Source organism: Paenibacillus sp. FSL H7-0357 (genome assembly GCF_000758525.1).
In the GTDB taxonomy this organism is placed as follows: domain Bacteria; phylum Bacillota; class Bacilli; order Paenibacillales; family Paenibacillaceae; genus Paenibacillus_AQ.
Map to the genome: position 1 here is coordinate 7425754 of NZ_CP009241.1, position 12365 is coordinate 7438118.

At 39.2% G+C, this 12365-nt stretch carries 14 protein-coding genes; 6 read left to right on the top strand and 8 right to left on the bottom strand.

The features are described from left to right. Window positions 1-14: 14 nt before the first annotated feature. Window positions 15-821 carry a MerR family transcriptional regulator gene (locus tag H70357_RS32775; protein ID WP_038597894.1) on the bottom strand — a complete coding sequence of 269 codons (807 nt, stop codon included), beginning with the start codon at window positions 819-821 and terminating at the stop codon, window positions 15-17. A 204-nt stretch (window positions 822-1025) separates the two neighbouring features. Here H70357_RS32775 and H70357_RS32780 point away from each other — a divergent pair, with 204 nt between their 5' ends. The 4 genes from H70357_RS32780 to H70357_RS36940 all read left to right on the top strand — a co-directional run bounded on the left by H70357_RS32780 (window position 1026) and on the right by H70357_RS36940 (window position 4003). Next, on the top strand, window positions 1026-2114 hold the full coding sequence (locus H70357_RS32780) for a UvrB/UvrC motif-containing protein (RefSeq protein ID WP_038597896.1): 1089 nt from the start codon (window positions 1026-1028) through the stop codon (window positions 2112-2114). A gap of 112 nt (window positions 2115-2226) precedes the next feature. Then, window positions 2227-2817, top strand: a complete 591-nt coding sequence (locus tag H70357_RS32785) for a hypothetical protein (protein WP_038597898.1) — start codon at window positions 2227-2229, stop codon at window positions 2815-2817. 91 nt (window positions 2818-2908) lie between these two features. Beyond that, window positions 2909-3580 carry a hypothetical protein gene (locus H70357_RS32790; protein WP_038597900.1) on the top strand — a complete coding sequence of 224 codons (672 nt, stop codon included), beginning with the start codon at window positions 2909-2911 and terminating at the stop codon, window positions 3578-3580. 300 nt (window positions 3581-3880) lie between these two features. Next, on the top strand, window positions 3881-4003 hold the full coding sequence (locus H70357_RS36940; RefSeq protein WP_269322456.1) for a hypothetical protein: 123 nt from the start codon (window positions 3881-3883) through the stop codon (window positions 4001-4003). Between the two features lie 188 nt (window positions 4004-4191). Here the strand turns inward: H70357_RS36940 and H70357_RS32800 are convergent, their stop codons facing one another. The 7 genes from H70357_RS32800 to H70357_RS32830 form a co-directional block, all read right to left on the bottom strand. Further along, complete coding sequence (locus tag H70357_RS32800) at window positions 4192-5004, bottom strand: S41 family peptidase (RefSeq protein WP_038597904.1); 813 nt, start codon at window positions 5002-5004, stop codon at window positions 4192-4194. Window positions 5005-5007: 3 nt separating this feature from the next. Beyond that, window positions 5008-5697: a hypothetical protein gene (locus H70357_RS32805; RefSeq protein WP_038597905.1), complete on the bottom strand. Its 690-nt coding sequence runs from the start codon at window positions 5695-5697 to the stop codon at window positions 5008-5010. Between the two features lies 1 nt (window position 5698). Continuing rightward, window positions 5699-6304, bottom strand: a complete 606-nt coding sequence (locus tag H70357_RS32810; RefSeq protein WP_038597907.1) for a hypothetical protein — start codon at window positions 6302-6304, stop codon at window positions 5699-5701. A gap of 15 nt (window positions 6305-6319) precedes the next feature. Continuing rightward, the gene (locus H70357_RS32815) at window positions 6320-7234 is read right to left on the bottom strand and encodes an ABC transporter ATP-binding protein (protein ID WP_052092383.1); all 915 of its coding nucleotides are present in this window, start codon (window positions 7232-7234) and stop codon (window positions 6320-6322) included. Continuing rightward, window positions 7219-8313 carry a radical SAM protein gene (locus H70357_RS32820; protein ID WP_038597909.1) on the bottom strand — a complete coding sequence of 365 codons (1095 nt, stop codon included), beginning with the start codon at window positions 8311-8313 and terminating at the stop codon, window positions 7219-7221. The genes H70357_RS32815 and H70357_RS32820 overlap by 16 nt, the downstream gene beginning before the upstream one ends. Continuing rightward, window positions 8303-9724, bottom strand: a complete 1422-nt coding sequence (locus tag H70357_RS32825) for a radical SAM protein (protein WP_038597912.1) — start codon at window positions 9722-9724, stop codon at window positions 8303-8305. The genes H70357_RS32820 and H70357_RS32825 overlap by 11 nt, the downstream gene beginning before the upstream one ends. Window positions 9725-9855: 131 nt before the next feature. After that, window positions 9856-10053 carry a hypothetical protein gene (locus H70357_RS32830; RefSeq protein WP_038597914.1) on the bottom strand — a complete coding sequence of 66 codons (198 nt, stop codon included), beginning with the start codon at window positions 10051-10053 and terminating at the stop codon, window positions 9856-9858. Between the two features lie 274 nt (window positions 10054-10327). Between H70357_RS32830 and H70357_RS32835 the strand changes: the two genes are divergently transcribed. Together H70357_RS32835 and H70357_RS36415 are read left to right on the top strand one after the other, a co-directional pair. Continuing rightward, window positions 10328-11080 carry a LytR/AlgR family response regulator transcription factor gene (locus H70357_RS32835; protein WP_038597916.1) on the top strand — a complete coding sequence of 251 codons (753 nt, stop codon included), beginning with the start codon at window positions 10328-10330 and terminating at the stop codon, window positions 11078-11080. A gap of 445 nt (window positions 11081-11525) precedes the next feature. After that, the gene (locus H70357_RS36415) at window positions 11526-12353 is read left to right on the top strand and encodes a sensor histidine kinase (protein ID WP_197073637.1); all 828 of its coding nucleotides are present in this window, start codon (window positions 11526-11528) and stop codon (window positions 12351-12353) included. Window positions 12354-12365: the final 12 nt, after the last annotated feature.

The window sequence follows — 12365 nt, forward strand, 5'->3', positions numbered from 1 at the left end:
TCCAATAGGCAGGTTTAGATAGGAATATTAATCTCCAGATAGGTTTTATTCGTTCCGCTCCTTCGTTCCGTGAACAGAATTTTTCCGATAATATCACCCGTGATGGCATAGCGGTGCTCTTCGGCATAATCCAGCATGAATTGAAAAGCACTCCGCTCGATGTACTCTTCACAAGAGGTAGCAATCACCGAAGATATGCAGGTCGCCGGCTGAAGATATTCAACACTTTCATTCAGGCCCACCTCAAGCTTCTCCTGATCCTCCTCAAGCAAAGCCAAACCCCAGCTATAATCCAGCTCCGCGCTCCCGTAGATACTTTCCGTATTTTCAATCCGGAAGGAATAGAACGTAAAGGGCAACAGCTCCATCCAGGCTTGGACCGTTCTTTTCAGGCAATCCTTCTGCAGCAAATGATTTTTGTTCGTCTGTTGGATTCTGTATATTCCCGGCAGCTGCTTGATCCGGCACTTATAGAAAGAATGGCTGATCACCTTCAGCTCCTTATGGATCTCATTGATCTTGTTCAGCAGCATCGTGCTGCGCCTGATTTCCGCTTCCAATTGCAGCTGCGCGGCGGCGATCGACTCCACTACCTGCTCCGAAGGCGCATCATTAATCAGCTCGGCGACATCCTGAAGCGGAATCTGCATACTGCGGTACCACCGGCTGGACAACAGATTCCGGGCATCCAAATCATCAAAATAACGGTAGTTGTTATGATGATCCTTCATTGGTCTGACAATATCATGCTTCTCATACAGCCGCAGCGTATCAGCCGTTATCCCCAGAATGGATGCGAACTCCCCGATTGAATATTTCATGAAATCCCCCCAGTTTTGTCGAAATTTATATTTTATATCCTTAATGATAAGGGGTTTTGACGGGAGCCTTTGTGGGTTATATCACATCGCCATATTTCTCACACGCAGAGCGGAACATCGGACTTTTCCAGTCGCCGCCGCCAATAGCATCGTTTATACTAGAATCTACTAGAGAACGCAATCAGCGGAGGAGATTTCATGCCTATGAATCTAACAGAAAAGGTGGCAGCCCTCCCTTTATCGCCCGGAGTCTATCTGATGAAGGACAGCCTCGGCCATATCATCTATGTCGGCAAAGCCAAGCAGTTGAGGAAAAGGGTGCAGTCCTACTTCTACAATTCCAAGGGGCATTCGCCCAAGGTAAACCGGCTGGTCAGCAACATCAGGGATCTTGAATATAGGGTGACCGATACGGAATTTGAAGCCTTTATGCTGGAGTGCCAGCTCATTAAGGAAATTAAGCCGATGTACAATAAAAAAATGAAAAATCCGCTCGCCTACACCTATATCACCATTCGCAATGATACCGCCTACCGGCAGCTCGAAGTGGGCTATGATCCAGGACAGGCTGAGAACAGCCTATCCTTTGGTCCCTTTACCAGCAGAAGCACGGTGGAACGGGCGGTGCAAGGCATTAAGGAATGTCAGAAGATCCTTTGCAGCAGTCCGCATGCCCAACGGACGCTCTGTCTCAACCATTCTCTGGGCCTATGCATCGGGATGTGTGGAGGCGGAGAAGCGCTGGAGAAATACAATGGCATTATCGACCGGATCATCGCCCTGCTGAATGGAGAGGACACGGGTATCCTTGAGGATCTGGAGCGGCGAATGGATGAGGCGGCGGAGAGATATGATTTCGAAGCGGCGGCCAAATATCGCGACTATGTCGGAGCTGTCCAGTCCCTGCTGCAGAAGGAGAAGGTTACCCGCTTCACGTCAGAGAACCAGAACATCGTCGTCCTGGAACCGGTGAACGAACAACTTCTAAAGCTTATTCTGATTAAAGGCAGCCGCATTCTCTTCCGGGCCAAGCTGGAAACCGGACATCCGGATATGGCGCAGCTGCAGGCCGGCATCCAATCCGCTATTGCTGAGACCTTCACCCAATTGACACCGGAACCGCCGGAAGCGGTCAACCGCCATAAAATTGACGAAGCTCAAATCATCTACAGCTATTTAAAAAGCAATTCCGGCAGCTATATCCTTGTTCCCCAGGAGCTGCTTCATCCAGAGCATCAATCGTCTCTTCGCGGGGCAGTGCGTGAACTGCTGGAGAATTATTTCGGGCTGTAACAAAAACGGCTGAATGTAATCGTTGGAGTGCATATCGAGATTCGTACGATTTCAGCAGTTACGTCCTCGCCAAAATGGGAAATCTTTAATTCAATCTATAGGAGGAAAACAATTGAATCTCAAAAGAACTTATACCTTATTAACAGCAGCTCTTCTACTTCTTGTACTGGCAGGATGCAGCAGCGGCAATGCCGAGGCCGTTAACATGGAGCCGGATACTTTCTCCAAGCAGGATATGGCCATCTACAAGGCGGTTAACAGCAAGGAACGCGTCAGCTACGGCATGAGCCGCAAGAATGCGGAGAAGGTGCTGGGGACCGGAAATAAAGGGATTCCGAATTCGTATACATATGATCCTGGAGTGAGCGTGATCTACAGGGATGATAAGGTCGTATCCATAGCGCTGCGGAAAGAATCTCAAGGGGTATATAGAACTGCCCGGGGAGCTGAAGCTGGCATGAGCCATGCGGGTATTAAAGAGTTATATGGAGAGAAATACGCGATAGAGAATGCTGAGAATTATATGGATTATTACTACGATACAGAAACACGTCAACTTGTGAAAAGTTCTGTACAGGAGTTGAATTCGCTCTCGGGGGAAGCGCTCAGAGGCATACATATGGTTTCAACAGTCTATGATGAGGAAGGAAAGGCCACGATAATCATACTGATGGATATGCAGGCAGCCACTACTATGAAATAGTTCCTTGAGAAGGAATACACAGATACAGAAACTAACAATTATTATAATAACTTCCGATTAAATAATGTATTACATTATTTAGGAGGTTGGTATGAGCGATTTTTTCCAGGATTTCAAGCTGTTCGAGAGCAATGCGGAAGAATTTCATATTTTGACACCGGAGTACATCTATTCAGAGATTGGAAAAGAGAATGAAGCACTTGTCGTCCAAGCACTTGCGAGAGGAGAGGATTTTCCGGCAGAAGTCCGTCATGGAAAAATATTTTCAATCGGGGATATTGAATCCGTATCCTCGAACAAAAAGGGAATGTTTACGAATATTGTAACTAGATCTAGTTTCGGAAAAACAGAGACTGACTTTATCGTAATTACGGATCCCGACATTCGCGAAGATTTCATCAGGTTATTACACATACATATGGGTAGTGAATATAAATTTAACAAAAAGCAGCTAACAAGCGTCACAGCTTCCTTAAAGCCCTTATTTTATGTGCTAATAATTCTGGGGGTAGGGGCTGTTATGACTCAACTTTCAATCAATGCTCAAACTGAACCTATTGAGGAAGGTCGCATTTTGAAAGCTAGGGTTCGTGTTCTTTATTATTTACTGGGCCTGATTAACCCCGTCTGGGTAATGGTTTTTACCGGGATTGCCTTGTTCATTGCACTTGTAATCGTCATTCGCAGAATTGCAAATCCGCCACATATTATCCAAATCAAGCCTGCTAAAAGAAGGGTAGCTTATTTGGCCAGATTTCGATGAACTGTTGAGTTAACTAACTATGCAGGTATGCGGCATGGCATTGCTGCCCTGTATTCAAAAAAGAGTCTGCCCTCCGGTTATGACCGCTCCTACTGGGGCGGTTTTCTTGTGGCCGGATATCAAAAAAAGCCATCCCGAAGAACCGCTTTATCATGAGCTATGTCAGGAGAAGCAAGCGAAGCCTCTCTTATCGGTGAACCTTCTTCTAATGGGCCCTGCCCTTGCTTTGCCAATAGTCCGCTGGCTCCCGGTCAAGCACCTCCGTGCCTCCATTTTGATCCCTTTACCAGCAGAAACACGTTGGAACGGGCGGTGCAAGGCATCAAGGACTGCCAGAAGATCCTCTGCAGCAGTCCGCATGCCAAACGGACGCTCTGTCTCGACCATTCTCTGGACCTATGCATCGGGTTGTCTACTCTTTAAAGATAGATGGCTCCTTAACATACCACTCCGTCAAACCACAGGTTGAACAGACATAGGGAACAAGTTCACTGGTTTTTTTAGTTGTAAATGCTCTATCCTGCTTTTTGATAGCAGAAAATTGTCCAACCGTATTTGTCGCTGTACATCTTGTTAGCTTGACGCCGCAATTCCGGCACATATAAATCATTTCAATCATCTCCTTGTATAATTTTCAATATCTGATTCATATACCCGTCCGTTTCTACAGGGATGATATTGCTCTGCAGGTCGTGTACATCACAGTGATCTACATACCATCTTGCATCCGTTATCGAGAAATGATAGTGATACTTGAGATTGGTTACAGCATGCAGGGTTACTGTCTTTTTCACTGTACCCTCTCCAATTAAATGCACGTTGTGCAGTTTTTGGACAAGCATCAACGCCAATATTTCACTACAGCTTGCTGTATGAGGGTTTACAAGTATGAATATTTTTTTAAAATCATAAAATTCATTATTGATTTTTTGGTGTATTACTTGCTTCTCCTTGTAATTCAAGATCAACATACTACATCTGGGAAGAAGCTGCCTGGCGATTTTTAGACAAGCGCCTAATTTACCACCGCTGTTATTTCTGAGATCCAGGATCAAATAACTCATTTTAGCGTACTTATCAAGCAGGCTGCCAATCTCCGCTGCTGACTCATCATTAAAACTAGTAAACGCAATGTACAAAATATCATGCAGCTTGATATCATATTTTATCTCATTCATTCTTTTCCGCTTTGCGAATGATTTCACTGGGTAAAAGTAATTAAATTGAGTATATATCGAATCCGTTGTACTATTCACAAATTGCTGAAAATCCAAATGAGAGATCTTCCGTCTGTTCAATAGAGCCTGCTTTTTCTCTTTATAACTATCCTCCATTACCAAATTTAATTCCTTTTCTTCATATACCTCGACAAGCATCTCCACCAGGCGCTTTGGAATATAGCGATGCGATCTGAGTTTGAGCATTTTTTATTCCTCTATTGTGTTGCTATCCTCAAATGTCTTAAGTAGCTTCTGTGTATTGATAATTAATTTCTCTTTATTCGGGTTATTAACGATCCAATAAGAAATCAGTAAAATGAATAGGGACAAGACAAATGATACAGCTGTAATTTGCAGAGACACCTCTATCCCTTTACCATAATAAAATAAAAACAGAAAAGGATTGGCATAAATCAACAAACCTGCTGCAGATGCCAAGACTTGCTTAAGTTTGGAGTAATCCGCAAAATGAATCGTAGAAAATCCTATTATAGAAGCTCCAACTACAATATTCAGAACATTTTGCAGTATCGCCTGACTGGTTATATTGAAGTCTATATCGAATAGGAAAGGACCGCTAAGAACAGCTATCCATAAGATAATGTTGGAATATATGAATCCAATTACTGTAGTGCATACAAGGTTTACCAACCATATTTTTTTTATCGAGGTGTTAGTCGCCAATATAACTTCTGTGGATACAAGTTCTTCAATTGAGAAAAATACAAAGGTTTGCAGTAGAATTACGCTCAGAGAATAAAATGCAACTACATTTTCTGTTTTTATATTCAATATTAATAATAGAAACAAGTAAGCTACTGGTAGGATAAAAAATACAAGCACTCTGACTTTGCTTCTTTGGAATTCGCTATATTTCTTCCACATTAACGCTCTCATATTACAGGCTCCTTCTCACGATTCTTTCTTTCCTTATTTTCCTTCTGAGAACACCGTTCATTACTATAATCAATAGAAAACTGACGAGCACTGCAATAATAAAATCTTGTTTATTAAGGCTTAAGATCATGTAGTAGACAAGGTAATCAAGCAACAACACAGCAAATTTATATTTTTTCCCAAAATGCCATATCAATTTATATAACATTAAATGATATGCAGTAACCCAGGTTAATAAGCACGCAACCTCAAGGAAATTCATGTTGAAAGATACATCTGCTGCAAATAGAATCATAATATTAACAACTGAAACTACAATACACTTGCAAATTAAATATATTGTTTTTCCAAGCCACACATCTTCAACATTTATGGGCAATGCCAGCAAGGACTCTATACTTTGGTTTATATCTGAAATGATCATTTCCATCTGAAAGACAAAATAAATTGCCAGCAGCAAATAAACATCATAATTTTGAAAAGCACTTTTATATCTGATTAAAACGTAGTTTCCAAGAATAATGAAGAATATAGAAAGCAAATTTGCCTTAATCCTTAATTTATCTTTTTTCAGTTCTCGCCATAATATAGTTTTATATATGCTCATAGGCCTCCATACAAATTACTCATTAATAATTTTATTGTACAAGTGCTTCAGATCATTATTCACTCTCTTCATTTCCAGAATTTCTACATTATCACTCACAATCCATCGGGATAAATAATTTGCTTCATCCTTTAGTTGAACAAATACCCCATCCTCTATCAATTTGCAGGATAGAACAAAAGGCTGGCTCTTTAGTTTGTTTATCAGTTGATTATTATCTTCTGATTTTAGAACATATGTGTTGTCTGAGTATGCTTTCTCAAGTTCGTTGTATGTATTCACATGAAGAATGTTCCCCTTTTTGAGAAATGCCACATGCGAGCATACCTCCTGCAATTCGTTAAGATCATGTGAATTAAAAATAATGGTACATCCTTTGCCTGTAAGCTCTTGGATAAACTCCTTAAGGAGCATTCTGCCTTCTACATCAAGCCCTCTACTAGGTTCGTCTAAAATCAATAATTCCGGTTCATTAATGAGTGCACGGGCAATAGCCAGTCTTTGTTTCATACCCCTGGAGAAAAATGAAATCTTATCAGATCTTTTATCATACAAGTCAACCTTTTTCAGCAGCCGTCCTATTCTTTCTGATCTTTCCGGATATTTTGCCGAAGGGTAGTAAATGCGATCAAAGAACTCCAGATTATCCCAACAACTCAGATCTTTAAACAGGCCGATATTGTCCAGCAGGAAACCTATTTTTTTTCTGACTGAAGTATATTCCTTAGAAGAAACATCAACATTATTAACCAGCACTTTACCCTCGGTTGTGTTGTACAAATTCAAAATCATTCTAATAATCGTTGTTTTCCCGGCGCCATTTGGCCCTACAATAGAGAATACGGACCCCTTATGAATGTGAAGATTAATTTTGCTAATAATCTCTTGTTCGCCTATCCTTTTTGTAACATCTATTAATTTGACTTCCATAGTCCAGCCTCCAAATTGTACTCGCAGCTTTTTTCGATATTTACTTTATTGCATGCATTGCATGCGTATTTAAACTCACATCGAATGCACTTGCCAGATGTATCCTTGGTATAAACCGGCTTATTCCAGTATTCTTCTACTAGTATCTTTAATATGCTTGATATGCCCATTTTATTTACATTTCCAACCACCTCATCTTGTTTGCCTAAACAGCTTATGACATCCCCATTATGACAAATGGTTACTCTGCCGCTTAAGCACCAGTCATTCATTTTCTTTATGAAAAATTTATTCATGCCCGTTTTAATAATGGAGCTCTCTTTAATCACCGGATTTTGTAAGGAAGTTCTCACACTCCTCCATGATTGTTTGATGGCCACCGGCAAAAAATCTATATCTATTAATGCAATAGTGACGTTGTCATATGAATCGTAATTAGTTGTGACTTGCCCAAGGTCTGCTGAATCAAACAGATTAATATATAAATGGGTCTCCAGCGGCAGTTCATTAATTTTAATCAGGCCATTGGTACTTATGGTGATATTGATCTGTTTATTCAATCCGTAATTAACAATGTCAACCACCTGAGGAAAAATAGCCGGTTCTCCCCCTGTTAACACTAAATTCGTTACTCCAAAAAAGTTAAGCTCGTCAATGAGTTTATACCAATCCTCAACCCTCATGTCGTTGGTATTATTTTCTAATTTTATACACATTGGACAAAAAGCGCTACTACAAAAACTGCAGTCAAGATTACACTGATTAGTCAGTTGTAATACTGCAGAGCTGATTACCGGAGTGTCCTTCCAAAACTTCTTTTGATTAAAAACATTAACCGTTCTCAATTTATCTATAAAGATTTTGGTATCTGAGAAAAACCCCCAGCCCATATTGCTTAATTCCTTAACCAGTTTCTCATCGGTGCTAACCAATTCATTTTTTTCACATTTCAACAGTAGCTGGGTACTCTCTTCATCCAGCACTACCATTCTTTCTTGCAATAGATTGTGAATGACTGAGTTCTTCTCCCCTACTTCCAAGTAACATTCAGGGTACAAATTAAAATATTTATAGTTCAATTCGTTCTCCTCCCTTCTCATAGATTGTGTTGAAATAGTCAACAGTTATATCTTCAAAAATATCCGGTCTCTCTTCCAGAATGTTTAAAAAATGGGTCAGCCTTTCCCGGACAGATCTTTCAATGTTAGTACATAAGGATGGGGATTTCACAAAAGCTGTATCCGTTGCACACTGTACAAAGCACATGCTGCAGAACCGGGTAAAATTGCAATCCTCACAATGATCACAAATGTTCTTGTTGTATTCATTGATGATGGAAGTGATTTTCCCATAGTCCAAGCCGTCATCAACATTACCAATCCAATGCTTCTCATTAATTTTTTCGCACATGTGTATTTTCCCGTCTGCAGTCACATATATTTTTTCCCCGGGAACGCAAGTTGATGTAAATGGAAGGCACTCTGTACGTCTTTCATTAATAACTGAGTGAAATGCCAGTTCAGAATAATTAATTCCGATTAGAGCATACAAAAATGAGTCCTTTTTAATCTTATTTTCGCTGGCCAAGTTATAGAATTTGTTCTGCAAGCCTGCCATCATATCATCGAAATCATTCAAATCACAGGAGGAAAACTGCTGATAGTATGTAGAATTAACCGCTTCAACCCGAGCAAGCTTAACCATGAACAGATCTTCCTCATCCAGAAACTGCTCATAGTCAAAGAGATTGCTCTTCAAGTCATAACAGGCGCTTATCCCAAATTTCGAATAATCCTTATAATCCTTTTTAAATTCACGGATGTTCGTAATTACTTCATCAAAACTGCCTTTACCGTTAAGCTTCACTCTATTTCTGTCGTGGTTTTCCTTATTGCCATCTAAACTTACGATGATGGAAAATCCGTTTTCGACCAAAAATTTTTGTACTTCCTTATTAAAGAGCACTCCATTCGTCGTTACATTAAATAGTATTTCTCCATATTGCGTGTAAGTAGACTTTGTATATTCAACAATTTCCCTAATTGTTTTAATATTAATTAAGGGTTCCCCGCCGTAAAACCCTATAACAGGTTTCCTGTTTGGATTTCTATACTGAATTGTTTTGAAATTTTCAAAGTAAAAATCTATTGCTTTTTTGCCAACCTCAAAGGTTAGCTGGGTGTTCTCATACCCTTTAGTGTATTGATAGTGGTCTGAGTATATGCAATATTTACATCTCAGATTACAACTGGAGGTGCTTTCTAGTATCAATTGTCTGAAACCATTGGCTTGCCGGAATAAATAGTCTTTCACTTGTCGGGTATCTACAGGGTATGATCTTAGATTCTGCTGAACAGGTATTATTGATTGATATTTATTGAAATGCTCTTCTTTTGTCCATGAGTCACCTGTAATCGGATTAATAATGCCTGTTGTGTCGTCATAAAAATACCTGTTCCCTGCTTTACTTTCTAAAAACAAACCTTTCATTAACTACACTCCCCGTGAAACAAGATATGAAATTTAACGTTTGTGAAAATTTGCACTAAGGGAAGTAAACAAATTACTTCCCTCGTCAGCTACCGTCTATTATGGATATAAAAATTACGTTTAAGTATGTCCTAGCTGTTTGCTACATTGATACCGACTGCCCCGGCACTTGTAGTTGAACCGGCAATTTCCAATGTGGCTGCAGCTGTAGCAGCTTGTCCCAGAACAGGAATAATACAAGCCAAGCAAGCCAAACAAGCTATACAAGCGACACAAGCATAACAAGCTATGCAACCAGCCATACTTTCTTCCGTTCCAATCTCCCGCATCCTTTTCGCCTCCTTTCCCTATTGCGATTAGCTCTTGTTTCAATGAGCAGCTCAATTATACTTCCAATACTTGTTAATCAATCACTTAGTGTCCCAATTGCAATAATTAGAGTCCGAGTGGCATATTAGCTAAAATTTTTTAAGCGTTAACGTTTAATGGAATGAATGTAAAATCTTTAATTCTATAATAAATTTTATGTAAAATAATAGAATATTATTGTATACTATTTCTTGCCTTATTTTTGCGTATTCATTTGCAGGGAGGGATAATAAATTGATTAACATTGCAGTATGTGATGATGATATTAGTGAAATTGCCCGTTTACAAAAGATGTTTGCAAGACTTGCTGTCTGCTCTTCATTTGACATACAAATACATTACTTCACGTCAGGCAAAGAACTGCTTCGAAAATACAAAGAACATACCCCCTCAACATTTCAGGTTTTATGCCTTGATATAGAAATGCCTGATATTAATGGCATTGAGTTGGCCCAAGAAATACGGAATTCCCCGGATTTTGATGTGCAGATCATCTTCCTGACAAGTTATCCGGCTTATATACTCGACAGCCTTGACACCCAGCCCTTTCAATATTTAATAAAGCCAGTTCTCTATGAGTTTTTTGAATCCAAAATGTTCAAACTGTTAAATTACCTGTATTCGCAATCCAAAAAGTATTTAACTATTAAAATTGAAGGGGAAGACTTTTTTTTTAGATATTCAGAGATTATTGCAATACAGAAAAGTAAGAAGGTAATTGGGCGAGACTATATGGAGATCATTACTACGGCAAAAGATTATTACACCACAAAAGGAATATTGTCGGAGATCCAATCAAAGCTAGAATTTCCGTTTCTGCAAGTTCACCGTTCAGTACTTATTAATCTGGATCATCTCCGTAAGTTGACAGCATCATCGGTTATCATGATCAATGATTCTGAATTCCCTCTCAGCCGTTCTAAATCCAAGCTCGTCAAGGAAGCATTAGCACGAAATTTGGTTATGGGTCTTAAAGACAATGTATAAAGAACTTTCGATATGGTATATGGGGGCTTCTTTATTTTCCATTTTTATAGCCAAACGTTACTTTTCAACACATTTCCAGACGCTTCGGAATAACACGATCATACGATTATTTTGCCTATCTGTAGGAAGCATTCTATATACAATATCAAATTCACTCATTCTTCCCATTACTTTTCACGCCTGTTTGACGGTTTCCGGGACCCTACTATTTGCTTTTATTTATAGAGAAGAAACTTTCAGGACTCTATACTATTCATTCAAGTATCTATCTCTAATAGCCGTAACATATATTGTATCAAGTTGCCTTTTTTTTCTATTCTTGAAATTTTCACATCTGTATTTATCAGAGAATGAATCCCATTTAATAGTTATCACACTGTCATTGATATTTTTATTTCTCCTCATAACTTTTAGCTCAACAATCAAAAAAAAATCTAAGCAGGGGTTGCCTAGATTACAATACTTCGTCTTTATTCTGATCCTTCTCAATAATACATTTGTCGCAGCTTATCTTTTAATCAACAACAAACACAACACACTCTATCTTTTCGCTACGATAGCAATATCATCCACTAGCTTATTTATCATTTACTATTCTGAGTTAGCTGCCAAAGCAACTAAGCTGTCTAAAATAAACAACCGGCTAAATGAACAATTTCTAGCTCAAGATAACAATTTAAAACATATGACGAATACATTTAAGAATATCCAGAGCGTAATTCACGATGTCAACAAGCAATTAATATACATCGAAAAATGCATTGTTGAAAACTCATCACAAGATGCTGTTATACATATCAACCAAACTCTTCAAACAGTTCATAATTCATATCACCTTATAAATACTGGGAATTTAATCATTGATGCGCTTGTTGGCTATACCCTAAATACCGCTAAACATAGAAAAATTGATGTCACCCATCAAATTCATGCAGTCCCGAATAACATCAGCATTGAACGGTATGATCTGTGTATTCTCATGGGGAATATTCTAGACAACGCAATAGAAGCTGTGGAGGGAGTTAGACAGAGAACGAAGTGGATTAAGATCAATATTCACTCTAAAAAAAATTTTCTAATTGTACAAGTGATCAATCCCTATGAAATTTCTCATGTTGAATCCAAATCCTGTAGGCACGATTGCAAAACACACGGATACGGTTTGGATAACATTAGAAGTGTTGCCGATAAATACGGAGGAAGCATGAGCATATTAAAAAATGAATCAACCTTCGATATCATTGCTGTTTTGCCTTTTTCAAAAAGAATATAAAAGAGAAAAGAG